The sequence below is a fragment of the Brucella sp. TWI432 genome, from assembly GCF_039674445.1.
Lineage (GTDB): Bacteria > Pseudomonadota > Alphaproteobacteria > Rhizobiales > Rhizobiaceae > Brucella > Brucella chromiisoli.
The window spans coordinates 497,009-520,739 of sequence record NZ_JBDJNL010000001.1 but is presented as its reverse complement, the minus strand read 5'-3'; the positions used below and the strand labels follow the sequence as shown (position 1 = coordinate 520,739).

The following is a 23,731-nucleotide window of genomic DNA, read 5'->3' as shown; positions in this document are numbered from 1 at the left end:
AGGAGCTTTCATGTCGGACATCAGCACGCGCCTGAATGTCTGAAACTGCGCTTCTTCGATCAAAGCCTGTTCCCGGGCAGATAACGATTCGCCGCGATGCCAAGTCTGAATTGCCGAGGAAAGTTCGGCTTCGTGGGTAATGCTAGAATGGTCGCGGGGCATCGAATTTGAAATCCTGTGAGAGTTCGTCTGCCTGAAAACACGTCTTCAACACCATCAATAATACATTTCGTATTAAGTTGGTCAATGCCTTTCGTATCTTTTTTTACAATTCGTATTGACGCGAACACATACGTTGTGAAAAAACAAAACCCCGGCTCGCAAAAGCCGGGGTCTAAAAAACGAGATCGGTCGGTTGAAGACGGTGGCGATCTCGCCTCTCTCACGAGGAAAAGTACTACCACCGGGCGCGAGCAAAGTACAGTCCCACTCCGAAAGACCGAAGGGATGCTCGCCGTTACAGGCCCAGCTGTGACGATAAAGTGCGGTCGAGGGTTGGCACTGGTATTGACCAACTCGGAAGGGTGATAGGCGGCTCCGTCGTGAAATCACCTGACATAGGGGCTAACTCCGGATGCTCTCTGAGCACGGGGCTTAGTCCTCCTATGTTCGGGTTCCAGGCTCACCATCGTGAAACACTAAGTTCTAACCTTTAAACTTAGTAATTAATCACAAGATCAGATCTTTGAGAATCTACCTTTGATACGTCCAAAGATTTCAATCGTTGAAAGATCAATCGTGTAATTCGCACGAGCAGAAAACGGACTGCCCACATCGACGATTCCGTCAGCGTCCTTTCCAACATATCGCAGTTCACGAAACAGAAGATTATCACCCTCTCTGACGATGAAAAGGGCAAGCGGCTCCGGGATTTTGTCCGACACGTCCACGATAAGACGATCGCCATTTTCCAAGCTGGAGAAATTAAAATCTCCCAACGGCCCAGCGACGTCAGAGCTACCGCCGACACACTGCACGATCCGAGCTGACTCCACATCCACGCCGAGGTGTTCTGACAGAAACCGATCCGGAACACGCCAATCTCCTGTCGGAATAGATTCTAGAGCTAACGCCTTCGGTTCATTCTTCACAGCGATGCTTTTTGGTGATCGCCGCGGTCTTGTCTCGATGGTGTCTCGGCCCGGTGAAGCGTAGTCGCTGCCGAAGATTAGCCAAACTGGATTAACCTTGAATGTTTCCCCGTAAAAAACCGCCTCATCGGCGGTGTATGATCGGGTGTTATTTTCGTGTGAAGTGTACGTCGGAACTTTCACTCCGAGACGACGCGCGGCATCGGATGCGGACGCAAAGCCATATGAGTAGCGAGCTTTCCGCAGCCTTTCACCGGGAGTATCCCCAGATTTCATTCGTTTCGTATCTTCCATGGTCGTTTCGCCATTTACTGTGTTCATACGCAATACTCCTTAACACAGGTTTCCTCGAATTCTAGAAGATTTAATAACAAGCGTATTGACTGTTTTTAATTCGTTTCGTATTAGTTGATCACAAGGAGATCACAATGGTTGCTATAGACGTTCCAGTTATCGGCTCAGCCGTAACCCTCACAGGGGATCAGATCTACACAATCCGTCGTGTTCTAAACGAGTCACAGGCGGAGTTCGCACGTCGTTTTGCGGTAAGCCAGCCACAAATTTATCGTTTAGAATCAAAGAGAAATGAACTTCAGAGCGGCCCTCTGATTATCTTGATCGACATGCTGGCTAAGCAGTACCGGGTGAATGTTAAGAAGACTATTGACGTGCGACGCACTCGCGGACGTCAACCATCTTCCTCGCCTTCGGTTAATACGTAACGTATGAGGTTATTCGAATGGGTGGAGAGACCAAGCGGTATAATTGGATACGGTGGACCGATGAAAAAGATCGGAAGCTGCTTTCAATGCAGCAGCGCAACCTATCCATGCGCCAAATGGGACACCTTCTGGGTGTGTCCGGGGCCGCAGTATGCCGCCGGCTCAAGCTTCTAGCTTCGGAACAAGCTCTGATTGAGGCTTTGGAGCAGGCGGATAAGGAGCCTGCACCTCCACCCTCCAACATCTTCGAGCAGCAGACAACGCACATGCGAAAGCTGCGGGCTCAACGGCGCGGGTTTGATGTCCCGCCGGAACTGGAGGGCCGTTACTTCGACCTCCTCAAGTCTGGAAAGTCAATCGACCAAGCCCGTCGGAGCCTTGGCCTCAAACCCCGCGCACAGGAGGCGTGAATGAAAATGAAGGACCACAATCAAAAGACTGAGCAAGAGCTATACGAAGAACAGCAGTTTCTGAAGGGCTTCACTGAGCTCAAGGATCACGGCTCCAAGATGGCTGGAACCAAGGGCGATATGAACGCGGTCTACAAACGCCTGAAAGATATTGGCTGGACCAAGAAGGATGTGGAGTTCGCCAAGACCCTTGAAGACAAAGATGTCGGACAAGTGATTGCAGATTTCGAGCGTAAAATCCGTATCGCCAAGATGTTCGGCCATCAGCTTGGTCGCCAGCTCGACATGCTCGATGCAGACCGCACCCCTCAAGAAGACCGCGCCTATGAAGAAGGCTTTGCCGTCGGCAGACAGCGCAAGAGCACGGGTAATCCATACCAGCCCGGCTCTGGCGAAGGTCAGCGCTGGCAGCAGGGCGTTAATGACGGGACCGAACTCGCGAACAAGGATCTCTCTGGCGCAATGCAAGAAGCCGGAAATTAATCCGTTCACTGCCATGGGGAGCCATGCTCCCCAACCCTTCCTCTCTCACACATATAGGAAATTGCCATGGCAGGCTGGCGAGCTACAAGATTTCAACAGCGCAAGTTAGATGCTGCGTTTGCACGAGCAGATCGTGAAGCAGCACTCCGCAAGCAAGGTGGCAAATGCGCTTACTGCCTTTCTCGGTTGACGTTGAAGACAGCTACCCGAGACCACATCATCCCCCGCTCTGCGGGTGGCTTAGATCATAGAAACAACATCGTTGCCGCATGTGAGCCTTGCAACAAGCTGAAGGGGTCAACCCCACTGGCATTGTTCCTGCGCATGATCAGCAGACCTCGTCCAGGTGAACCGATGAAATATCGTCTCGTTTGGTTCAGCAGACAGATCGAGAAGCGTCTCGATGTAATGGAAAAGCGCGTCATGCGCTCCGTAGGGAGACGTTGATGGAACCTACAGCGAAGAAAAGAGAAGCTCATATTTGGCAGCGCGGGGATCTCGACTGGTATGTCGAGCCTGAACGGTGCACTGCACAGCTGCTAAAGGTTGAGCGGTTCATCGGGAAGATCCACGATCCATGCTGCGGTCAAGGCAATATTGTTAAAACGCTTATCGACCATGGTTACAATGCATCCGGTTCGGATCTCGTCGATCGAACTGGATCTGCTGGCTGGTTCAGGGGAGAAAGTGATTTCCTTGGCGACCGTGCGATGTGGGCGGACAATATCATAATGAATCCACCCTTTTTCAAAGGAGTTGGTACGGAAGCCTTCATCCGAAAGGCATTGAGTGTAGCCAAAGGAAAGGTCGCCGCCTTTACTGAGGTGCGATTCCTGACCAGCATCGGCCGGGCCGACGGCCTCTATAGAGAGCTGCCACCTGCACGCATCTGGATGGTTACGCCGCGCCCGTCCTGTCCTCCCGGTGAGTTTTTGAAGGCTGGTGGAAAAGCCAGTGGCGGTACGCCCGATTTTTGTTGGATGGTTTGGGATAACACAAACCCTGTTACCGCTACACAGTTCGGATGGTTCACTTCCAACGGAGGTGCAGTATGACCGACGCTCCTTCCAGCTATTTTGTTTTTGATCCCGGTCGCAGCATGGGCTTTGCTTATTGCTTGGCAGGTGGTGAAAAATTGAGGCACGGAACGTGGCGGTTCACTCAGCCAGCGCCCGGGGAAGCTTTCGCAACCTTCGCTTCTTATCTTCGTCGCCTCCTCCAAGACTTACCAGATCCTCTCGTCGCCATGGAGTTGGCGACCATCGTTTCCCACGGTGACGACAACCGTATTGATGCGAAGCAGGTTATTTTTTCGGCGGGCTGGCCAAGCATAGCGCAAACGGTTTGTCACACGATGAATCTGCGCGAGCCGGAGATGGTTGCCATTCAAACATGGCGCTCGAAAACCCATGGAAAAACGCGCGTTCCTGACGCGATGAAACACGCCAAGCAGAACGACAAAAGCAAGTGGTTCAAAGAGCAAGCGCGCCAGTACTGCAATCAGCAAGGGTGGTCATACAACACAGCCGATGAAGCTGAAGCTCTGTGCATTCTCGATGCTGTCCGCATCATCCATGAGCCGGAATATGCCTTCGACAAAGGGCGCTCGTATAAGCAGGAGGGCTTGCTATGACAGACCCGCGTAAAACCGTCGTTCGGCCTTCGGCCCAGGGGCAAGTGCAGATTCTTAAAGATGTTGAGGATCTGCTCTTAGAGGCAACAGCGGCAGCAGCGCAGCGCCTCGGAATGTCGGGCGCTTCCTTCGTGATGATTGGCATGGGTGTCTGGGCTGCGGAATTGGCAGAGGTTAATGGCCCATCTTCTGCCAAGTTTATACGTGCTCTTGGCACGATCTTCGACCCAGATGCCAGCCCTATGCAGAAAGAGGCGGCTGAAGTTGAAAGGTCGAAAGCTCTTCATGAGATATATGCCACCGTCGATATGTTGACGAGCACGCCAGCAGGACGCGCATAGGATGCGTTATACTGACAGTTTCATAGCCGACCTTCGTGATCGACTTCCTATATCGGAGGTAATTCGGACCCGCGTTTCGTGGGACGCTAAGAAAACCAACGTGCAGCGCGGAGATTTCTGGGGTTGCTGCCCATTTCACGGTGAAAGCCGACCGTCATTTCATTGTGAAGATCGGAAGGGCAGATACCATTGCTTTGGTTGTGGTGTTAGCGGCGATCACTTCCGCTTCCTTATGGAATTGGACGGCGTCTCCTTCCCTCGTGCGATTGAAATGGTTGCGGGCCTCGCTGGCGTTAATATTCCTGATGCGCGGGAAGAGACCGAGGTAGAGCGCGCCACGCGTCAGAAGCGAGAGCAAGCGCGAAAGCGTCAAGATGAACAGCGTGCCAAGCAAGATCAGCGCAATCTGGAGCGAAAGACAGATACCGTCCGCGCAATCTGGCGAGAAGCAATCCCTATAGATGGCACTCCAGCAGAGAAATATCTTATCTCACGGCACCTGAACCTTGATGCCAGCAACCCCTCCCTTGAAGCTTGGCCTCCGAGTATAAGATTTCACCCTCGTTTGAAATTGGAAGGCGTTGAACACCCGGCGCTTATCGGCGGGGTGCAGTCTGTAGATCGTAAACTGATAGCGGTCTGGCGTATATTCCTTGATGCCGATGGCCGGGCGATGATCGGTGAGGATGGCAAAAAGATCAAATTAGGTTTCGGTCCGGCAAAAGGTGGCGCCGTGCGGCTTGGTCCCGTCACTCGCACCTTGCGCCTTGCTGAAGGAATGGAAACCTCTCTGGCAGTGCAGCGTCTTACCGGCAATGGCGCGTCTGTTTGGGCCACACTTTCGACTTCCGGGATGATCGGCTTCGACATTCCAGACGGTGTCGAGCGGCTTGAGATCTACGCAGACGGTGATCGATACAGGTCACACAGGCGCACAGGAGATCTCGTCAAGCCTCCCGGAATAGCGGCAGCTGAAGCCCTCCAAGCAAAAGCAATTATGCAAAATATTGAAGCAGTAATTTACCCATCGCCAGAGCCTGATGATTGGCTGGACGTGTGGGTCTCGAGGTTCAAAGATGACCACCAACAGCGCAACATCGAATATAGAGCTTGAGAAACTGGTGCTTGGTTCAATCCTCCAGGACGAAACCAATTATTGGACGGTCGCGGGAACGTTAAGCATCGATTCATTTTCGAATGATGCCCATCAAAAGATCTTCGCAATCATGCAGCAGCTTGCAATGGACAGCCGGGCAATACGTGTGCCTCTTTTGGCTGGGCGTATTGGTGGTGAAGTCAACGGCATGGGTATCGAAGCATATCTCTCCATGCTTCTGCACACTGCCTCGAGGGAGAACGGCATACCTCTTGAAGATTATGCCGATGAGCTCCGCGTATTCACAGCTCGCCGTCGTATTATCGAGTTGAGTGACAGTCTGAAAAAGGCCGCACTCGATATTTCAATCTCGCCTGACCGCCTTGTAGAACGTGCGACTGAACGTCTTTCCGACATCATCAGCGAATCCGCGAGCGATCATGAATCCACTGTCTCCGACGTTCTGAAAAACATTATCGAAACGGCTGGCGAGGACAAAGCAAACAACATTGCCTTGCGCCCATGCCTGTACGGTTTGGAAGAGATGTTTGGCTTCTATCCTCCGGGGTCACTGGTTCTGTGGGGTGGCGGCCCCGGCTCTGGCAAGACTGCGATGGCAATGCAGCAGATGCTGTTCACCGGCCGGGAGTTTCCAAGCTATCTATTTGAGTTGGAGATGGACGGTGTTTCCTTGGTTGCGCGTTCTCTTTCAGGGCATACGGGTGTGCCCGTTCGGGACGTTATGCGCGGCCTTACTGAGAACCAGCTCGAGAAGTTTATGGAGACTGAGAAGGGCTATTCACTTCACAAACTCAAGATGCTGTTCAAATCCCCCGTGAACATTGACACCATCAAGTTCGTTGCTCGTTCGCAGAAGCGTAAACACGGCTTGCGGCTTCTCGTTGTGGATCATCTCAAACTTATAGAGCGTCACTCGAAATACAGAATGGATCCAGTCGAGCGTGCTTATCTCAATGCGCGTGATTTAAAGCAGCTCGCACAAGAACTTGGATGCGTAGTCATAGCACTCTGTCAGTTCACAAAGATGGCTCGCCAGAAGGAAATTCCAGAACCTGAAATGGAAGACTTCTACGGCGGCTCCCTTGAAGAGCACGCAGACATCATGCTTGCAAACTTCAACCGTTACGACTGGCTGCAGAAGAACCCTCCTCGCACCAATACTGGCAAAGCGAGAGAAGATTGGGACAGCAAGTGCATCGTATCGAGGGGGAAGATTGAAGTCTTCAAGCTGAAAGATCGCTTCGGTTCACCACGCGACCGCAAGATTTTCATCTGGGACGGGGCGAAGACGCTCTACCACGACATCGATTCCATCCAGAACACACTAGACCTTGAGGGGGCGATGCTATGAACGAGTTTGGTTTTCGAGTTGAGCGCCTCACGGCTGGTTACAAAGCATTTCTTCGTAGAGCATGTGATGCTGAAGCTAAACCTATCCTTGATCAGGGAGGAAAGCATCGCCTGTTCCCGTCAGAAGCTGACGCGCTGCGTGCCATTGCTCATAACCTTTGTCGATACGTGAACGGACATCTTGTTCGTGAAGGGGAAATCGGCGGGTCAGTCACACGAAATGCGAACGCTTTATTCCCAACTCTGATCAAACAGAGGGGCAAAGAAAAGCGTATCCAAGTGGTGCGTAAGGGGAGCAAATGAAATGGCTAAGACCCTGAGGACAAATGGTCGAACCGCAACAGTGCGACATGACGAGTCCACCCTGTTTAAGGTATGGGTTATGTGGGTGATTGGCTTTTCAGAGCCAAAGATTGGGGCCGTCTTAGGGAAAAGTCGCAAGCAAGTTTCTGGAATAATTGCTCGCTCTCCTTATCCAAACAGGTCCGCAATGTCACTTGTAGACAGGCAAAAGGCGCTGGATGAGTTGATCACTATGAGACGTGCATCGGACGGCACGCTGCTGGATGGGGGAATACTTGACCGCATTCCTCACAAGGTCATTGACCTCAGTCCTAAGCAAGTAAAACAGGGGCGATAGATGTCTGCAGGACAGAAGTTGAAAACCAAGCTGAATGCTGTGCGTCATGGACAACCGGACACCATCCAGATCCACGTCGAGCCGACGCGATCAGTGGTGCCTCATGACCTCGGCCGGCCGATATTCATCAACGAGCTGTCTGGCCCTATTGAATACCTGACATCCCGCGGCGAGCTCGAGAGCGGAAAGGATATTGCCGGCATGGGCGGTGTCCGTTTCCACACCGCAATAAGGTTCCGTGAACTGGTTGAAGGTGCGCAGGTTAAAAACCTCCGTTCACCGAACCTTGGTGGCACAGGCGGAGGTTCCAGCAAAGCCGGCGACATACCCGGATACAAACTTGACTGCATGATCAAAGTCGATGGCGTGAAAAGTGCAATGCCAAAGCCATGGGTTTTCGAAATGCTATTACAGGTAGTCTGGAATGACGACTGGTTAGATTTGAGACTGCCAGAGATAAAGCTACCCGAAAGTGCAGATTCTTCTATTCGCGAACGTGCTCGCAAGCTCAAGGAGCAAAAACGAAAACAGCGCCTCGGAACTATTGAGACGCTGTGCTGGGCTCTAGACATTGCTGCCCTTCAGATGGGCTACATAGATCAGCAGTTTTATCGGCGCCGCTGGTTGAGGAGAAAACCAAAGCCATCCGCTCAAGCTGTGAATCGTATTCAGGAGACCATGGCTTAAGACCAAGACGGAGCGCCGACATTGCGAGGCGCTCAACCTGTTTTAGATCGCGCTTACCTGTAACTGTATGGCTGGCCGATGTTTGACCCATTATGCCAATCAGTTTTGCACCATGGTAAGTCTGCTTCTGGTTCAAACCCATGCGGGTCATCCAGTTTAGAAAATCATTCTTCGTTGCTATTACCGTCATCCCGGTTTTCCTCGGTCACTTGATGGGCGATCTCAAAATTCTGGTCGCTGTGGGCAAGTAGTTTCGTGAGCACATGGATTGAGTGTGGAATATCCTGCTCGCCATCCAGCCATTTCATCACACGGTGCTGCGGCACGCCGGCAATCTCGGCAAAGTAAGTTGGTGTGATGTCTACCTTGTCGAGCATCACAGCAAGTTCGGCACCGGCAAGGCGGCGGTAGCCACCTGCCTTACGTGTGTCGATTGTCCGGCTGTTGTAAAGGCCGATGACAGCCTCCATCGCAGCAACCTCAGCCTCCCGGACGCTTTCAAACCTACGGACGCCATTGCGATCCCTGACCAGATCGGGGACAAGGCCAGGTAGCGCGAATTGAGCGTTGAAGTGTGAGCCGCGCGGCAATGCTTTTGCGATTAATCTGGAGGCGGGCTTGTTCGACATCGGGAATCCTTCGTTAGGTTTTTACTGTTTATTCCTTAACCCAACTTGGGCCAAGTCGGTCGATCATAACGACCAGCTTTCTTGTTGCCGTTTTTCCATACAGAGATGATGCCCGTATTCACATAAGTGCCGACCTCTGAGAAAGAATTATTTGGCAAATCATTCCAATCAGCGCCAAGGTCTTCCATCAGCTTCCGAAAGGCTACGGCCTTGCGAGTTTGACGAAACTCTGTACCAGCCGACATGATTGCCACTAGTTGGCCGTCTGGCTTGAGGAACTGCATGGCGTGTACGACGTGGTCGATGTCCCTTTCCCTGTCAAATGGCGGGTTCATGACGATACGGTCGTAACGAAGGTTTGGGCTGGGTATGAGTTGCAGAAAGTCTGCACAAATGACTCTGCCATAAGCGCCCTGCGCCTCGAGCTGATGGGCCAGATGGGGCTGCACCTCAACGCAATCAACCACATTGTCGAGACGGTACTCCGACATGTAACGGTCTCGTCCACCTGACCAGTTGTCGAACATGGCCGGATTGCTGAGGCAGCGGCGCGCAAGGTTGCCGGTTCCGGCCGATGGCTCAAGGATTCGCAGCTGCGGCTCATCCTTTCTTTGCAGAAGGCGGACATAACTGATCACGGTTTCAGCAGCCTTGTCGGGCGTCGGGTAAAAGCCGAAGTAGCGCGCTGGTGTAGACTTGACGTTCCTGAGGGGGTCATCCTCTTGAGTCATGCCATCACCGATCACCTCACCATAATGGTCTGCGAGTATCTCATTGATCTTCTTCACCAGATCCTTGCGTGTGAACCAGAGATGGGCGTTGCCATTCTTGAAGATCCTTACCTTGAAGTATTCGCCTTCGACCTCGAACTGCTGAGGGCGGAGATAACTGCCAGGGTTAACGCGATTGATTTGGGCGACGATGCCCGCGTAATTCGCCCTCGCCGACTGACCGTCCAGCACGAGGAATGTGCGCTCAACGTCGGTCAGCATGTCAGCCCGGTCGCCATAGAGATGAGACTGGTTCCGCATGAAATAGTCAATGATCAGGCGAGAGCCGACCTTAAACCCGTCATGCGATCGGAAGCGGCGGTCAAGCTTAGTGAAAACGTTCACGATACCGCGCCGGAATATCATCTCCGCATCACCCTGGAACCTCTCGAGAGTGGCGTAGATGTTGTCCGGGGATACCGCAGGAAGCATGCGGTCGATCTCGTCCTGATTGATGATCTCGCCGTTGCGGCCCGTGCGCTCCGGCACATATCGCATCTGCTCACGAAGCTCGTTCTTGGCCTGCATATCCATGAGCTGCTCAATGCCGGCGATGTCGATGACGTGGGACCAGACCGACACATCAATCAGACGGCGTGCTGTGCGCAGGTAGCGATCGCGATCAGGAAGACGGACGGCGCGGAAGAACTCCTTCACTTCCTCGGCGTCATCGGAATAGCGGCTGGATTTACCGGGCGACGCTGACTCCCACATGCGGCCCGCCTTCGTGACGGCCGCTGAAGCTTCGGAGATTTTCTCAAAGGCATCTTCGTATAATCGAATTGCTTCGTCGCGATAAGCGCACAGTTGTTCAATGGTTGCGGATGGCACGAGTGTGCTCATGATTATCTCCATGGTGGCCATGATTGGCAGGGTATTAAATTTGTTCTGGCATGATCACGAATGTCGCATCAGTGTCCAAAGTGTCCTTGAAAAGTGCGGGAGACGCCGCGTCGTGGACAATGATCGTGGTCTTCCCATCGATACGCGCGAGCACATCCAGCACGTATCCGCCGTTAAATGCCATCTCAATATCGGCATCGTGGAAGGCAACAATATCCGTGGAAGCCGTCCCGAAATCGGCATCTTTGCTTGAGATTATCAGAGATCCATCACCAGTTTTAAGGGTGATTTTTGTTCCCCTTTGAGAAGATATAGCGCTTGCCTGTTTGATGCCGTTTATGAAATCGGCGGTGAATACATTGATCGTATGTTCGTTGCAGGTTGGAATTACCCTGGCATAGTCAGGGAAAGTCCCGTCGACAAGTTTGGATTCGAGTATTTCCTCCTCATGGCCAATGGTGAACGCTATGCCTATTTTTGATACTGAGATGGACAGGTCAGGCGGGCAGTCTTTGCGAGCAACAAGCCTCGATAGTTCTGCAATTGTCTTCCTCGGCACGATGGCTCCATCTTCCTGCATGGCTTCTGAACCTTCGGGCATTGCGATCTCATATCGTGCCAAACGATGTCCATCTGTCGCAACGAACGCCATCTTCTTCTGGTTTTCATCGAAGTGAATATAAACACCGTTCAGGTAGTAACGGGTTTCCTCTGTCGAGATGGCAAACTCAATCTTACTGAGGATGGTTGCGAGCTGTGCAGACGGCAATAAGAAATTTACATTCGTCGTCTTGAGGTCGCTTCTAAAGCCCGCATCTTCTGGATACTGATCAAGGTCAATGTCCTGCGTAAGAGAAAGCTTGAGCTTGCCAATCGTCGCCACAAGGCGCTCATGGGTTTGGCTGAATGTAATCACTCGAGCATCTTTGACCTTGTCCATCATGGCTTTGAGCTTGTGCGCATCAACGATACAGGCGAACCCGTCAGAGACTTCGCCAGATACAAAGGTGGTTGTGTAAATATCAAGGTCGGTTCCCGACACGACTGCGCCGTTGCGGGCAGTTCGGATCAGTAGCGTAGACAAAACAGGAATAGTGTTGCGCTTGTCCACTATCCTGCAGGCGTTCAGAACTGCCTTTTTAAATGCCGAATAATCGAGTGTTGCAGTTAACGCGTGTTCAAGTGCGTTCGCTTGTGCAAGCATAGTTGTCTCCAATTTCGCATAATTGCGGGTTATAAAAAGGCCGGGACATGCCCGGCCTTCATGTTTCTACACCTACGATCAGTCGATAATCTTCATGTTCTTGAGAACGGAGGACTGATCGTCTCTAGAGGCCTGAACGTCAGCACAGTATCTGTTTTTATTAGCTAAATACTTTTCGACGCTGCGCTCTTTTTCGCTCACAATTTCCGCTTCAATTTTGTCTTTCTCCCATCCTTCAGCCATTCCTAAGCGATAAAGATGGCCGTCGATTGAGGCCTGATTGTATCTCTGGCCCACGCACTTCTCATTTGCCACTGACAAAATGGAAAGGAACTCGAATTGCTCCATAGCTTGGCTAGCGTTTGCTGCACCAGATGCAACCGACGCTAAAATTGTGAAAGACAAAAACATTGATCGGCACATTAAAACCTCCGTAAACTTGGGAGGTTCCGAAGTTTAATCCGTGGCCAAATTAGCCGCGGGATAAGCCAAAGCCTCCACCTTGGAAGCATTGAACAATTGCGGCTCATGTTTTGCAAGAGGTTCAGTAAGGCGTGCAGTCACTTGGCTTACTGCTTGGCCTGGATTATCGGCGAGAATGAAGATGCGTATTCTTAGCTCGACTGCAAATGTCTGCATATCGGTCACATTAGCGAAGTGGCGATACGGCAAGTCAGGCATGAGCGAAAAGAAAGTGCAGCCGCAATCTGAAGAGCTCGCCTCGCGTCGTCAATATCTGTAATTGCTTCAGCCAACCCCTCCTTGTCGCGACCGTAAACAGTGAAGAACTGGGCCTGTTCAGCAGATTGATTACCGTTGATGCAGGTTTCATCATCGTCGTCATCATTCTCGTTCACACAGCCAGCCAATTCGAGGTGGGTGAACTGTGACCAATCTGGTTCCTTTGCTTCAGTGCAGCAATTAAATAATGCATCGGCACTGTCGATCGGCGGGTATGTCGTCGATAGCGTACCGATCTCAGCGAAGGCTTTCAGATAGGGTAAGAGATCGCGCACCTGTTCCTGTGTCAAATGCATGCGGGTGGTGAAGGACGTTCCGTCCGGAAAAGGCACTGGCTGCCACCCACTACCCGGAACCAGCCGCTGAGGCGAGGCATCGTCCGGACCCAGCCAGATGGCAGCTTCAGATCCAAGAGATGATTCTTGCAAGCTGCAAGCAATGTCGTTGTAGTCTTGAAAATTGATAAGACCAAAACCGCGAGGGGTCGTTTTGATTTCGTGCGTCAAAGGTATCTCCTATTGTGCATAATTGCGTGGTTCATTCGGTATCGTAAATCTCAGCCTCTTCCTCAATCTCAAGGACATCACCGGGCTGGGAGCTCATGAACCCATGTGCTTGTCCGCCTTCCCGAATGTGGTTCTCGAGGTGAGAGAGTAAATTCTCCCCTACTTTTTGCACATCGGCGTCAGCATCGACATACCCCTTCAAGCGTAAGGTGATCCAGATCTCCTGTTTCATAGTTAGCTCTCCATACCGCCGCTGATCTTGGTGCAGGCGCGGTGCGCACGAGATACGAAATCATCGATTGTCTGCCTGTCCCAAGGTTGACCGAAGAGAGCCGCCAGATCCTTTGTCAGATGAACAGCGGTCCATGAAAGTGGCTCACCCTCACTCCATAATTCAACCTCTATGGGGTCTGCTGATTTATCGTCAGGATCTTCGATATGCGCGGATTCATCTCCGTCTTGCATCTCAAAGACAAAGTCATAATCGGCGAAATCAATTTCTTTCACTTTCGCGACTGCGTCTTCCATGGATGTCGCTTTGACTGTCGTTTCGCAAACCATGCGTGCAGTCATCCATAAGCGAACAGGAAAGTTGCGAGGGATTTCTTCAAAATCGGCATCAAGGTTCGTGATTGCATCATTCGGATCGGTTTTGGTCATCATCTGCTGAATTTCGCAGGCCATATTCCAAGCCGTCTTTGAACGCGGGTCGTCGGCCTCGTAAAACAAATGGCCTTCGGCAACCTCATAACCGGTGCCTATATGACGGAGGCAAAGCCTTGCGAGTTCGTTGGTCTCGTCGACGATCTGTTGATCTGTTCTCAATTCAGTCTCCTTTGTTGCCATAGCTGGCGGGTTTATTTTGGGTGCGCGGTTCAATCACGGCGTGGTAGCCTTTGTCATGATTGTAATCGACATACACTGGCCGCAGGTAAATCTGTGTTTGCTCCATAAGTTTGATCCGGTATTCCTCGATCCTTTCCTCAACATTGATAAACCGCTCTCCAGTATCCAACCGGGGAGCGTGGTCGTTCGATTCACTGATGAGGCAGTCGGCATAATCGAGGAGGTCCGCATGCAATTCGCGATCAATCCTATCGAGAAGCGCTTCACCTATTGGCTTGGGTTTGGCCATTGGCGATCACTAATGAAGGCTTGAAGATAAACTGGCGGCGCCTGATTATCTTCCTCAAGGTCAACCGTGACCGCTTCGCCGTTACGATCGTGCTCGATTACCTTGTAGACATTGGCCGTAGTGTCATGACGGCGTACGATTTCATGAGCCTGCCTCGCTGCCTCGTGCGCTGTGTCGGCGTCGATGTCGATCTCCCATGAGACAAGATAGCGAGGCATGTCACTCTCCGTTTTTCATCGTATTGAAGATGTTCATATTCCGAAGAAGATCGTCATCTGTTCGATCATTGAGGAATGTGTGAAGAGCGGCGCGAAGCATGGGACCGGTAATATCCGCACCATCGGCCTTGCTGGAGATGACTTCAAAGTTAAAGTCAAAGGCGTGATTGTATTGATCAGGCGTCAGGAAGTCTTTTAGATCTTGAATGAGATCTTCGTGCTCTTCCTGCACGGTAACCTCTTCATTTTCCCATGCATCAAGGTTTCGACGCAGGAGATTTAGAGCATCATTGACCGTGCGGATATTCTCAAGGATACCTTCCTGCATTTCGTCGTCCTTAAACCCCTCAAGAAACGCGATAATCTTTTCCATGTCATTCTCCATACTGCCATGCTTGGCGGTTAAAAATGGAAGGCTTCACTATCGATAAGGTCAGACCGTTTCAGGTTATCGGTGCCAGCTATAGGTGCATCGATTGATAAGTTCTTGAAGTGATCAAATTGCCGATTGTACGTGGCCACGCATTGCTTCACGCTCGCTTTAATATCTCGGCCATCCACCTTATTAGACAGCGCCAGCTCCATCACTGCGTTGATGACATCAGCACGTGCAGCTGGTTGGAGGTATCCCGGCACCATCGGACTAACTACCTTGCGTAGTTTTTCTGGCCGATTACGGGCCATGTCCTGTATTTTTAGACGCCAGTACCGCAGCAATGACGCCTTGCGGTTCCCCTCGTCAGAGCGCTTTGCCCATATATTACCAGTACGCGCCCGATATTCGCGGTTAACCTGGGCAGCTTTGGCCTTTCGTTCTGGGTCGTTGCGTACGCTTTCCCGGTACTTGGCTTTAGCGGCTAAGTGTTTCTTCCGGTTCTTCCTCTTCCATTTCACTTGGCTGGCATATGCCGACTCTTTATTCGCCGCACGCCATGCTCTACGCTTTTCTTTGTGTCTCTCATGAAGACGATTTAATTCAGCTTCGGCCTCTTCTTGGTCCATCGTTTGCAAGCGAGCAAAAGCGGCCTTTGGAAGCCACCGTGGGAGCTTCATTGGGTTTCCTTTTTTTGCCATAGTTGGCGGGTTAGTTCGGTTACACGCTGATGTTAATGCACTCTCCAAATGGAGGTGTCAGGCTATCGAAATCCCGCTTCGTTCGGCCATATACGCCCCACAACACAGGCATTTGCGGTTCTTCACCAAAGTCTGAGACGTACATGTCAGTGAGGTAAATTACTGCCTTGGCTTCAGGATAATCACGGTTGATTCTGCGGAAGGTGTCAGAGAAAGCTGTGCCACCGCCGCCACCCGGATGAAGGATTAGTTCGTCGCCAGTTTCAAACTCTTCAATGCTATGCACACGGGCATCGGCATAGATAACTGTGAGCCTGTCGACTGCGCCTTCGTTGAAAGCGCCGTTAATCTCGCCGCCAAAGTCCTTGAGGATCTCGTCATCAATAGAGCCTGACGTATCCACGGCAATGACGATGTGAGGAATGCCATCGCTCACAGTGCCGGGTGTAATGAAGCCGAATGGAATCATCCGGCGATTAGGTTTCGCCCATGAGAAATCACGGGTGATGGATTCATCAATGAAACGTCGAAGAACTGCACGCCAATCGACCTTAGGTGCGAGCAGTTCATCAATGATGCGCTGGATGGATGCAGGTACAACGCCGGCACTTGCCGATCGCGCGACCATTGCCGCCTGACGGATCATGGTTTGCATTTCAGCACGGAGATCAGCTTTGGCCGATTCATCATGCGGTGCGCAGCCATCGAGTGTCGTGCCGCAACCGCCGATGTCGCCCTTGCCTTCGTCACTATTGCCGCCGCCATCCTCATCATCGAGAATGCGGTAGATTTCTTCGGCCGAAAGACCCGTAAAGCGATCTTCCAGCAACCCAATCTCAGGCATCTTACCCACCTTGCATTCAACAAGATCGCCGTTGATGGCGTAGTCGCACGCTTTGTTGAAGCGGCCGGGCTTGCGATGTTGCCTGCGGATATGGTGCTCGAGAGCGTTGTGCATCACCTCGTGCGCCAGGACGAAAACAACTTCGTCTTTCTTCATGCTGTCAACAAATGGTGGGTGGTAGTAAAGATTGCGGCCGTCAGTTGCCATGGTGTCGACCTGCTTCGGGTCATCGACAGCAATCTTGTTCATTTGAAGCATGAGCACGCCAAAGAATGGGTGATCCCAAAGCAGCGCTGTTTGGGCTGCGAGAATTTTATCCTCGGTTTTCATGGAGGTCTCCGTGGTGCCATGGTTGGCGGGATTTTATTCTGATGATGCCAGTGAGAGTCTTGTGAGCAAGGCAACTTGTTCAGGAAGGAGGGCGTCACGGAAGAGAGCGACCGTTCTTTCGTTGCTCACAACTCGTTTCATCTCCTTGCTGGTTCCGCTACGTAGCTTGATAAACTTCTCAAGCATGAAGGAACGCCTATCGACCATGTATGTCAGCCTATAACGGGCACGGGGATATGGCTTAATCTTGCCAGACCAATAGAAGCGGACTTCGTTTGGCCTCGTGACTTCTACGGGTGGTTTATAGTCAGTCGCTAACCTTTGTGCGTCCATATTCATCTCTTCCTAATCACCATGGCTGTTGCCAAGGCAATATCTTTTGGTGAAAGTTTCGACTTCAAGATGCTGGTGATCGTCCCTTCCATAACAGGGCTTTCATCAAGAAAAGCATCTGGATGAGCGGTTTCATTTTTCACAACCGGGTCGACTCCTTGAGTAATCAATGCCTTCAGGCTGCGACCAGTAAGGTTGCTGTTAATGGGGTTGTTGCTCGCTCGGTAAGACCGCTTTCGTGGGTCGAATACAAGTGTCCAATGCGCTGTCGTTCTATCTCCACGGATACCGAAAAAGTGCCAGTGCAACTCCTCCGTAACTCGGCCCTCATCTTTTATTTCTCTTTGGAATGGGCCGAATACTCTGCGAATTATTGCCATGTCATCCTCCTGCAATCGACCGCGCCATCGCCGCTGCCAGTTGCTCTTTTGGGATGTGTTGCCGAAGGATTTCGGTGACGGTTCCTTTAAAGTGAGCGGCGCCAGTGGGATGCAGAGGCAGCATCCCGGAAGACATTGCCTCCGCATATTTCTTTTCAGTGGAAGTGTTGAGCGCTTGAACCTTAAACTTTCGCGTAGAAACATAATAGGTTAGCTCCCATGCAGCAGCGGAACCATCAGCTCTGACCCCTGAAAACTTCCATCGTGCTTGGGTTCGGCTCATAACATGGGTGTAAGGCCCAAAGATTTGAGTAATCTTAGCCAATAGTCACGTCCTGATTGCGTACAGCCCAGTCAGTAAAAGTTTGTGTGTGTGACAAGGCAGTATCGCGGCGGACTGCATCCACGGTGAACATTATTTCAAACTCACGAGCAGGGATGCGGCGGATATAGGCCATGGCATTTTCGAATGTCTTCTCGGTGATTTTTCGGGCCAAGGCAGATGCTATAGCGAACCGCGAAGCAGGGCTTTCTGGCACTGGGGAGCTGTTAGGATTGGCCAAGACCAGATCCAGCGACGGAAGATCTTGATAAATACGGATGAAACCTTCCAGTTCTGCGGCTATGCCGTCACCGACAACGCCCGTGATAAGGCTAAGGCGACGTTCTTTTGGCTTATCGATATACTTGGCTGCTTGCTCCCATGAACGAGGAGTGGGGAATGCGCGAGTGTCAGTCGGCAATTTGATACTGCCCGAAGTTTCGCCCGGCATAAGGTGAATAAACTGTGGCCTGAAGCGTAAGAAAGCCATCAGGATTGGGTTAATGCCAATGCTGTTGAAGTGCTCAAGATGCACGTTGTTATGGTCAGCGCTGAGATCAGGCTCCACGTCGATGTGGGCAAAGCGGTTGGCCAAGGCGCTTGGCATACGTTGTGCAGCCGCACGGTCTGACTGGCGATTACCTGCCGCAATGATGCGCCAGCCATCCGGTAAGCGGTAATCACCAACCTTGCGGTCGAGAACTAAACCGAACATCGCTGCCATCATCGATGGCGGTGCAGCGTTAAGCTCATCGAGAAAAAGGATACCTTCCTTGCCGTCGCGCTCTACCTGCGGAAATTCGTCAGGCACTTTCCATTTCGTCGTATCGCCGGAGAAATCAGGCAGGCCCATGAGAGCGACCGAGTCACGGGTGGAAGCGCGAAAATCGACCAAGCCCCATTTACGTTCAGTTTTAATCTGATGAGTGATTGCTGACTTCCCGATGCCTGGTGCGCCCCACATAAAGGCTGGCGTGTCTTCGTCGAGATAGTCCATCAGATTAAGGGCGGCTGTTTTAATATGCATGATTGTTTCTCCGTGTTGCCATGTGTGGCGGGTTCAAGACACTGGATCTTGTCGTGATATTTCTTAGGTACGTTGTCTTTCGCGAGTATCGGGAGGATTCCGAAGCGAGAGAACTTAATGACATCAGCCAAGTACTGATCCGTCAGAAGTGATACGAGCACGGCCTTGATCGTGTCTCCTTTGTGCCGTGGAAAGTGCTCGCCGGGATATGACTGGATGTCATCGGGTGGGAGGTATTCGTTGAAGTTCGCCTTATATTGAGGAACCTTACCCTCGAATATCTCTCGGTGCCGGGTGATAGGGTCAGGATCATTGCGGTGGTACGCCAGCTGGTAACGGGTCATCTTTCCGTCGTCAGGGATGAAAGCAAACCAAAGCTTGAAATGATAATCTGTTAACTGGCTGGCATACGGTCCATGCATCACACCGAACCGGCTCACTTCCACACCTGATAGTCGGGGAAAAGTACGGCAGGACCTGAGAGGGCTGGCAATGAATCCGGGTCGGTCCCCGGAACATTCACGATCATATTGTTGCGGTAGATCTCGGTGGCGCGGATATTGCGGATATGACGGCCATTAATCGAAGACGTAGCGCCGATGAACATATCGCGATACTCGCCCAGATAGAGGACGTTTACGCGTTCGATGTCCTCATCGAACATCTCTTTCGTAGCTGCCCGTATCTTCGCCAGTGGGACGACGGTCGCGGCAGATATTGTAAAGCGATGTTCCTTAATGCTGCCGATCTCAGGGATGAAAAGAAAGCGCACTGTTGGCGGCGGTGGAGGTGGACGAATACCGATGCTCATGACGGCTCCATAAATATCTTGAGCCAAGATTCCACAGTTGCTGAAACGGTGAAGAGCGGTAGATTAACGCCAGAACCAAGCTGTGCATCAGCGATGAGTTTGTCAAACGCCTCCCTCATGGTCGGGGAGTTGCGAGCGGCGATGACGTCCTCAATCGGAATCATGGTTCCTCCCTCGCGGTGGGAGTTAACCTCATGCTCATCACCGTCGGGCATAATGGTCTTTATCCCAGCATCAAAGCCACCGCCTGATTGATAATCCGTGGAGCATCCAAGGCCGTGGATGTCGGCAACCATGTCTTCAAGAGCCTCAAACGTCCCGTAATTGACTTCCTCAGCATGTAGTTGAGGGCTTTCTTTGGCCTGAACGCAACCACGTATATATCGGCCTACATCGTCCTTCCTTGGCAGGAATGTCCCATCAGGATTGTTCAATCGTTCGGCAACTAAGGCATCAACGAATTGTTCCATCTCAGCTACGGTTTCGATGTGACCGCCAAAGGTAATGGCGGCGTAAACACGGTCGCCCATGTGTGTCTCCTATAAATTCGCATGTTTGCGGAGGTTGTTTTCTTTTTCGGCTTTAATGCTGTGAGGGGCGCAACTCCTCAACAAGAACGACAAGGTGTGCATTGTGAACAGTGTTAGCTTCCGGCGGATAGCAATCATTAAACATGCGCAAAGCTTCTTCTCGTGAAGAGAAATAACCGTAGTAGCTTTCATCATCATCGTTGCCGTCCGCCACATAATCGTAGATCACTGCGTACGTTTTTCGCGGTTGATCCTTGAAAGCAGCGACAACTCTTTTGAGCCGTTCGATTATCTTTCTCATGCGAAATACTCTGAGACCGTCTGCAATATTGCGGCGGCTTCCTTGGCAACTTCACGGCGGATTACCGGATTATCACGCAACACATGCGCATCGTGTGCGGCCAGAGGCTTCAACTTGTCGGCCATGGCTGTTAGTTCAGGATAACCGGTGATGTTGAGCGCGGGAAGAATGTTGATTAGATCGCGGACATTCTCAACAAGGCTGTCCCTGAAAATGCCTTCTGCCCGATCACCGGGTCGCGCTGCTGGCCGATAAGCATTTAGCCGTTCAACCATGCGGCCGGTAACTTCAGCAACACGGGCATAAACATCCTTAACCGCCGCGTTGGTTGCCTCTGTAACGTGCGATTCAATTTCCTCACGAATACGCTCTACCTGGGCATCGCTCATATCCACCCGAAAATCCTGACTGCTTGGAACAGGCAGGACGCGGCAATCGACTGCGAATTTACTCCGCAGGATGTCGGCGCCCGGATAATCATCGTCCTTGAACATACCATTGAGCCGGTTTCGCGCATCGTTGAGATAGCCCGGATATGCAACGATGAACTCCTCAACAGCTCTTTCAAACTTGGATGTTTGTGCACGGATCCAGCTCATGTGAGCGAGATAACCGTCAGACGACATAATGCGCGACCCGTTATCCATCCAAGGAAGTGTACGCTTTAGGAAGTCTGTGCGCGTCTCGTTCACAATCGACGAGATAGGCGCAAGTGCCTCTTTAGGTAGCAGCAGCTTGTTATAGCGGCCGGCGTCAGAGGCGGCGTTGTGCTGTTGATTAACTTCGTCAGTAATTTGCCGATCAAGGCGGCGGCCTGACCATTGTGAGATTGAAAGAGAGACGATCATTGCGCGGGTGGCAAGTGCAGAGGATGCAGATTTATTCGTTGTCATTTTCGTCTCCAGAATTTGCCATACGTGGCGGGGGTGGTGCTGACGTGTCTTCTTCGTCTAGATCATCTTCTCCGTGTTCGGGGCAATCTGGCGAAGTGATGAAGTCTCGACCTTGGAAAAAACAGCCGCATTTTACGTTGACTATAAAAGGAGTGGCTTTCATTAACGCCACCATTTTACGGGTAGTGGGACTCGTTTCGCACGCTGTAGAAGACAAAAGGCTACAAGCGACCCAGCGATATAAACGAGTCCAATTGTTGTGAATGCGGCTTCAAACGTCATGATTTCCTCGGTGCATAATTGCGATGGGGGTGCGTGCCGGTTGCGAGGGCGGGCGGTCACGCGGTTTTCCCGCCGATGATATTTAGCCGGATTTAAAAGCCCGGCGCATGGGACACCTCCGCGTTAGTGAGATCGGAAATCAGCCGCACAATTTGGGGGTGGGGAAAGGCGGCCAAACTCGTGAATTAAGACAGTCGAAGCTCAACGTTACCCGCCAGACTGGCAAGGGTACGAGCCGCGGCTAAAGCCGTGACCATATTCCGGTAAGTGGTGAGCGGCTCTATGAGGCCGTCATCGAGTAATACCGAAAGCGCCCATCTTCCATTTGTTGTGGTGCGCCGTTCACGGGCAACAAGGTATGTGTAGGCGACCGGGTGACGATTAAACCGGCACATAGCGATAGCCATTCCAGATTTGCAGTGTGTCGCGGCTCGCTGTTTGGCTGCTGCGCAAGGCTTCGCTCATGGCCTCATCGGGATTATTTGCCCCGATCATGATCCAGCCGCCATAAGGTGAGCGGCAACGAAAGCTGATAAGGCCAGGCGCTGCGAGAGGTCGATCGCACATTGATGCGTTAGTCATGCACCGCCTCCTCGACTGGGATGCCGTAACAGGCTTCTAAGTTTGCGTCAGTGGGTGCATAGGCAGCGACACGGCAAACGGGCGAGAGAGCAAGCACGTCCAGCTCACCCGCAGGGATACACGCAGAGTCAAAACCGGCTTCCCATGCGGCGTGCATATCAGCAACGCAAAGGGCAGCTTGATCGGCCGAATAATCGCGAATTGGAGTTTCAACAGGCGCGCCATGCAAAATGGCGATCATCACGAGAACAGTTTTCATTGTAGAGCCTCCAAGATCCGGCACTTTTGGAGACGCTCACGCATGGCGTCGAAGTGCCGGACGGCTTCCGCTACTTCGCGAACGAAGGCCAGTTTCTGGCGGTCGCGAAAAGTCTCAAAATGCGGATGCTTGAAGGGCGACACATCGATATGCCGCCGGACGGATTCCGGGCGTGAAAGCATGATGATCTCCATTGTGCGCATAGTTGCGGGGGGTAAAAAAAAGCCGTGGGGGTGTTAATCCCACGGCCTGTCGATTTTTGAGTGGTGCTGAAGCTTAGAAAAACTTCTGCATTGTAACCATGAAGCCGACGGCAGCGATGATGATGCCGCCAAGGCGTACCGTTAATTGAAGCGTTTGACGCTCAATCCGGCCTTCCAGCCGAACAATGTCTGCTTTTGTTGCGACTTCGCTCATCAGATAATCGCGCACCGCTTCCGCATGCGCCTCCGCCTGTAGTTCTGGAACGCCAGCGCTCCGAAGGTGTTTTGCAAAGCCGAGTGTATCAATTGTGGCTGCCAACAGTCTATTCCTTTTGTGCATCATTGCGGGGTCGGCATGAAGCCGCGAAAAAGCGCATAAGCGCGCCATTGCGTAGCCACATGAGAAAGGGGCAGGCTAACGCCTACCCCCGTGAATTACCTTGAATGGCTGGCTGTTTCAGGCCGCTGCGGCTACTGGCAATGCAAGCTGCTTTTCGGCTTTAGGCAGACTTGCCGCCTTTTCAGCCTTGATCACTGTCAATGCAGTGCCCTTTGCAACACGCACAACGCCTTCCATTGCCTTGATGGTCTGGATGGTCGCGCCCTTGTCTTGCAAGCGCTTGAGTGCCTTTTCCAGATACTCGATCTCATCAAATGGCTGTTCTGCTTTGCCGCCCTTAGCTTCCTTGGCGTAATTCGCCGGGGCAATTTCCATTGCCTTTTCGAGGTCGGATTTCTTGCCCTTGGCATAAGCAAACTCGTTGTTATCTGCTTCAAATGACGCCTTGCCGAAAGCCAATACCCACGCACGCAAGCCACCGCGATAGTTCGCAGGTGTGACGGCATAAAGAGCGTTCAGGTACTTGGCGTCATTGTGCTCATCCAGATGAGCGAGTGCCGAATAAGCGAGCTGATGTTCCCGTGCGGTAAACGTGGCAATTGCTTTGCCCTGACCAGTGATAGCCTTACCGAGAGCCGCACCCTTGAGAACGTTGAACTGTGTCATGATAAAAACCTTTTCCATATGTCGCATAATTGCG

General features: G+C 51.9%; 40 protein-coding genes and 1 pseudogene. 13 read left to right on the top strand and 28 right to left on the bottom strand.

What is annotated here, in order from left to right:
• Nucleotides 1-677: 677 nt before the first annotated feature.
• On the bottom strand, nt 678-1,412 hold the full coding sequence (locus ABE527_RS02585) for an XRE family transcriptional regulator (RefSeq protein WP_499696031.1): 735 nt from the start codon (nt 1,410-1,412) through the stop codon (nt 678-680).
• A 107-nt stretch (nt 1,413-1,519) separates the two neighbouring features.
• Between ABE527_RS02585 and ABE527_RS02580 the strand changes: the two genes are divergently transcribed.
• From ABE527_RS02580 to ABE527_RS02520, 13 genes and pseudogenes are all read left to right on the top strand, one after another.
• Complete coding sequence (locus tag ABE527_RS02580) at nt 1,520-1,813, top strand: helix-turn-helix domain-containing protein (RefSeq protein ID WP_499696030.1); 294 nt, start codon at nt 1,520-1,522, stop codon at nt 1,811-1,813.
• A gap of 17 nt (nt 1,814-1,830) precedes the next feature.
• Complete coding sequence (locus ABE527_RS02575; protein WP_499696029.1) at nt 1,831-2,223, top strand: hypothetical protein; 393 nt, start codon at nt 1,831-1,833, stop codon at nt 2,221-2,223.
• A complete protein-coding gene (locus ABE527_RS02570) occupies nt 2,224-2,706 on the top strand; it encodes a hypothetical protein (protein WP_499696028.1) in 483 nt (160 codons plus the stop codon).
• A 66-nt stretch (nt 2,707-2,772) separates the two neighbouring features.
• On the top strand, nt 2,773-3,153 hold the full coding sequence (locus tag ABE527_RS02565) for an HNH endonuclease (RefSeq protein WP_499696027.1): 381 nt from the start codon (nt 2,773-2,775) through the stop codon (nt 3,151-3,153).
• Nucleotides 3,153-3,761, top strand: a complete 609-nt coding sequence (locus ABE527_RS02560; protein ID WP_499696026.1) for a hypothetical protein — start codon at nt 3,153-3,155, stop codon at nt 3,759-3,761. Before ABE527_RS02565 ends, ABE527_RS02560 begins: the two co-directional genes overlap by 1 nt.
• Complete coding sequence (locus ABE527_RS02555; RefSeq protein ID WP_499696025.1) at nt 3,758-4,339, top strand: hypothetical protein; 582 nt, start codon at nt 3,758-3,760, stop codon at nt 4,337-4,339. Before ABE527_RS02560 ends, ABE527_RS02555 begins: the two co-directional genes overlap by 4 nt.
• On the top strand, nt 4,336-4,680 hold the full coding sequence (locus ABE527_RS02550) for a hypothetical protein (protein ID WP_499696024.1): 345 nt from the start codon (nt 4,336-4,338) through the stop codon (nt 4,678-4,680). The genes ABE527_RS02555 and ABE527_RS02550 overlap by 4 nt, the downstream gene beginning before the upstream one ends.
• Nucleotide 4,681: 1 nt before the next feature.
• A pseudogene (locus tag ABE527_RS02545) lies at nt 4,682-5,410 on the top strand (CHC2 zinc finger domain-containing protein); the annotation flags it as partial.
• Between the two features lie 48 nt (nt 5,411-5,458).
• A complete protein-coding gene (locus ABE527_RS02540; RefSeq protein ID WP_499696317.1) occupies nt 5,459-5,794 on the top strand; it encodes a toprim domain-containing protein in 336 nt (111 codons plus the stop codon).
• A complete protein-coding gene (locus ABE527_RS02535) occupies nt 5,757-7,148 on the top strand; it encodes a replicative DNA helicase (RefSeq protein WP_499696023.1) in 1,392 nt (463 codons plus the stop codon). The genes ABE527_RS02540 and ABE527_RS02535 overlap by 38 nt, the downstream gene beginning before the upstream one ends.
• Nucleotides 7,145-7,450, top strand: coding sequence for a hypothetical protein (locus tag ABE527_RS02530; protein WP_499696022.1), 306 nt, complete (start codon nt 7,145-7,147; stop codon nt 7,448-7,450). The genes ABE527_RS02535 and ABE527_RS02530 overlap by 4 nt, the downstream gene beginning before the upstream one ends.
• A gap of 1 nt (nt 7,451) precedes the next feature.
• On the top strand, nt 7,452-7,787 hold the full coding sequence (locus ABE527_RS02525) for a hypothetical protein (RefSeq protein WP_499696021.1): 336 nt from the start codon (nt 7,452-7,454) through the stop codon (nt 7,785-7,787).
• Nucleotides 7,788-8,474, top strand: coding sequence for a hypothetical protein (locus tag ABE527_RS02520; protein ID WP_499696020.1), 687 nt, complete (start codon nt 7,788-7,790; stop codon nt 8,472-8,474).
• A 164-nt stretch (nt 8,475-8,638) separates the two neighbouring features.
• Here ABE527_RS02520 and ABE527_RS02515 read toward each other — a convergent pair whose 3' ends face one another.
• The 27 genes from ABE527_RS02515 to ABE527_RS02385 form a co-directional block, all read right to left on the bottom strand.
• The gene (locus ABE527_RS02515; protein WP_499696019.1) at nt 8,639-9,103 is read right to left on the bottom strand and encodes a hypothetical protein; all 465 of its coding nucleotides are present in this window, start codon (nt 9,101-9,103) and stop codon (nt 8,639-8,641) included.
• Between the two features lie 35 nt (nt 9,104-9,138).
• Nucleotides 9,139-10,716, bottom strand: coding sequence for a DUF4942 domain-containing protein (locus ABE527_RS02510; protein WP_499696018.1), 1,578 nt, complete (start codon nt 10,714-10,716; stop codon nt 9,139-9,141).
• Between the two features lie 34 nt (nt 10,717-10,750).
• The gene (gene dnaN / locus ABE527_RS02505) at nt 10,751-11,920 is read right to left on the bottom strand and encodes a DNA polymerase III subunit beta (protein WP_499696017.1); all 1,170 of its coding nucleotides are present in this window, start codon (nt 11,918-11,920) and stop codon (nt 10,751-10,753) included.
• 78 nt (nt 11,921-11,998) lie between these two features.
• Nucleotides 11,999-12,331: a hypothetical protein gene (locus ABE527_RS02500; RefSeq protein ID WP_499696016.1), complete on the bottom strand. Its 333-nt coding sequence runs from the start codon at nt 12,329-12,331 to the stop codon at nt 11,999-12,001.
• 45 nt (nt 12,332-12,376) lie between these two features.
• Complete coding sequence (locus tag ABE527_RS02495; RefSeq protein WP_499696015.1) at nt 12,377-12,559, bottom strand: hypothetical protein; 183 nt, start codon at nt 12,557-12,559, stop codon at nt 12,377-12,379.
• Nucleotides 12,560-12,564: 5 nt separating this feature from the next.
• Nucleotides 12,565-13,167, bottom strand: coding sequence for a hypothetical protein (locus tag ABE527_RS02490; protein ID WP_499696014.1), 603 nt, complete (start codon nt 13,165-13,167; stop codon nt 12,565-12,567).
• Between the two features lie 31 nt (nt 13,168-13,198).
• A complete protein-coding gene (locus ABE527_RS02485) occupies nt 13,199-13,399 on the bottom strand; it encodes a hypothetical protein (protein ID WP_499696013.1) in 201 nt (66 codons plus the stop codon).
• A 2-nt stretch (nt 13,400-13,401) separates the two neighbouring features.
• The gene (locus ABE527_RS02480) at nt 13,402-13,992 is read right to left on the bottom strand and encodes a hypothetical protein (protein ID WP_499696012.1); all 591 of its coding nucleotides are present in this window, start codon (nt 13,990-13,992) and stop codon (nt 13,402-13,404) included.
• A 1-nt stretch (nt 13,993) separates the two neighbouring features.
• A complete protein-coding gene (locus ABE527_RS02475; RefSeq protein WP_499696011.1) occupies nt 13,994-14,302 on the bottom strand; it encodes a hypothetical protein in 309 nt (102 codons plus the stop codon).
• Nucleotides 14,281-14,520: a hypothetical protein gene (locus tag ABE527_RS02470; RefSeq protein ID WP_499696010.1), complete on the bottom strand. Its 240-nt coding sequence runs from the start codon at nt 14,518-14,520 to the stop codon at nt 14,281-14,283. Before ABE527_RS02470 ends, ABE527_RS02475 begins: the two co-directional genes overlap by 22 nt.
• 1 nt (nt 14,521) lies before the next feature.
• A complete protein-coding gene (locus tag ABE527_RS02465; protein ID WP_499696009.1) occupies nt 14,522-14,893 on the bottom strand; it encodes a hypothetical protein in 372 nt (123 codons plus the stop codon).
• Nucleotides 14,894-14,922: 29 nt separating this feature from the next.
• Nucleotides 14,923-15,573, bottom strand: coding sequence for a hypothetical protein (locus ABE527_RS02460; protein ID WP_499696008.1), 651 nt, complete (start codon nt 15,571-15,573; stop codon nt 14,923-14,925).
• A 40-nt stretch (nt 15,574-15,613) separates the two neighbouring features.
• A complete protein-coding gene (locus ABE527_RS02455; protein WP_499696007.1) occupies nt 15,614-16,768 on the bottom strand; it encodes a vWA domain-containing protein in 1,155 nt (384 codons plus the stop codon).
• Between the two features lie 335 nt (nt 16,769-17,103).
• Nucleotides 17,104-17,481 carry a hypothetical protein gene (locus tag ABE527_RS02450; protein ID WP_499696006.1) on the bottom strand — a complete coding sequence of 126 codons (378 nt, stop codon included), beginning with the start codon at nt 17,479-17,481 and terminating at the stop codon, nt 17,104-17,106.
• 1 nt (nt 17,482) lies between these two features.
• The gene (locus tag ABE527_RS02445) at nt 17,483-17,806 is read right to left on the bottom strand and encodes a hypothetical protein (RefSeq protein WP_499696005.1); all 324 of its coding nucleotides are present in this window, start codon (nt 17,804-17,806) and stop codon (nt 17,483-17,485) included.
• Nucleotides 17,799-18,830, bottom strand: a complete 1,032-nt coding sequence (locus ABE527_RS02440) for an AAA family ATPase (RefSeq protein ID WP_499696004.1) — start codon at nt 18,828-18,830, stop codon at nt 17,799-17,801. Before ABE527_RS02440 ends, ABE527_RS02445 begins: the two co-directional genes overlap by 8 nt.
• Nucleotides 18,800-19,270, bottom strand: coding sequence for a hypothetical protein (locus ABE527_RS02435; RefSeq protein WP_499696003.1), 471 nt, complete (start codon nt 19,268-19,270; stop codon nt 18,800-18,802). The genes ABE527_RS02440 and ABE527_RS02435 overlap by 31 nt, the downstream gene beginning before the upstream one ends.
• A complete protein-coding gene (locus ABE527_RS02430) occupies nt 19,267-19,641 on the bottom strand; it encodes a hypothetical protein (protein WP_499696002.1) in 375 nt (124 codons plus the stop codon). The genes ABE527_RS02435 and ABE527_RS02430 overlap by 4 nt, the downstream gene beginning before the upstream one ends.
• Nucleotides 19,638-20,171, bottom strand: coding sequence for a hypothetical protein (locus tag ABE527_RS02425; RefSeq protein ID WP_499696001.1), 534 nt, complete (start codon nt 20,169-20,171; stop codon nt 19,638-19,640). Before ABE527_RS02425 ends, ABE527_RS02430 begins: the two co-directional genes overlap by 4 nt.
• 52 nt (nt 20,172-20,223) lie before the next feature.
• Nucleotides 20,224-20,472 carry a hypothetical protein gene (locus ABE527_RS02420; protein ID WP_499696000.1) on the bottom strand — a complete coding sequence of 83 codons (249 nt, stop codon included), beginning with the start codon at nt 20,470-20,472 and terminating at the stop codon, nt 20,224-20,226.
• Nucleotides 20,469-21,365 carry a hypothetical protein gene (locus ABE527_RS02415; RefSeq protein WP_499695999.1) on the bottom strand — a complete coding sequence of 299 codons (897 nt, stop codon included), beginning with the start codon at nt 21,363-21,365 and terminating at the stop codon, nt 20,469-20,471. The genes ABE527_RS02420 and ABE527_RS02415 overlap by 4 nt, the downstream gene beginning before the upstream one ends.
• Nucleotides 21,366-21,832: 467 nt before the next feature.
• Nucleotides 21,833-22,054 (bottom strand): hypothetical protein, encoded by a 222-nt coding sequence (locus tag ABE527_RS02410; protein WP_499695998.1) that lies wholly within the window; start codon nt 22,052-22,054, stop codon nt 21,833-21,835.
• Nucleotides 22,029-22,229 (bottom strand): hypothetical protein, encoded by a 201-nt coding sequence (locus ABE527_RS02405; RefSeq protein WP_499695997.1) that lies wholly within the window; start codon nt 22,227-22,229, stop codon nt 22,029-22,031. Before ABE527_RS02405 ends, ABE527_RS02410 begins: the two co-directional genes overlap by 26 nt.
• A complete protein-coding gene (locus tag ABE527_RS02400) occupies nt 22,222-22,488 on the bottom strand; it encodes a hypothetical protein (protein WP_499695996.1) in 267 nt (88 codons plus the stop codon). Before ABE527_RS02400 ends, ABE527_RS02405 begins: the two co-directional genes overlap by 8 nt.
• Nucleotides 22,485-22,670: a hypothetical protein gene (locus ABE527_RS02395; RefSeq protein WP_499695995.1), complete on the bottom strand. Its 186-nt coding sequence runs from the start codon at nt 22,668-22,670 to the stop codon at nt 22,485-22,487. The genes ABE527_RS02400 and ABE527_RS02395 overlap by 4 nt, the downstream gene beginning before the upstream one ends.
• A gap of 94 nt (nt 22,671-22,764) precedes the next feature.
• Nucleotides 22,765-23,010, bottom strand: a complete 246-nt coding sequence (locus ABE527_RS02390; protein ID WP_499695994.1) for an FHA domain-containing protein — start codon at nt 23,008-23,010, stop codon at nt 22,765-22,767.
• Nucleotides 23,011-23,148: 138 nt separating this feature from the next.
• A complete protein-coding gene (locus ABE527_RS02385; protein ID WP_499695993.1) occupies nt 23,149-23,697 on the bottom strand; it encodes a hypothetical protein in 549 nt (182 codons plus the stop codon).
• Nucleotides 23,698-23,731: the final 34 nt, after the last annotated feature.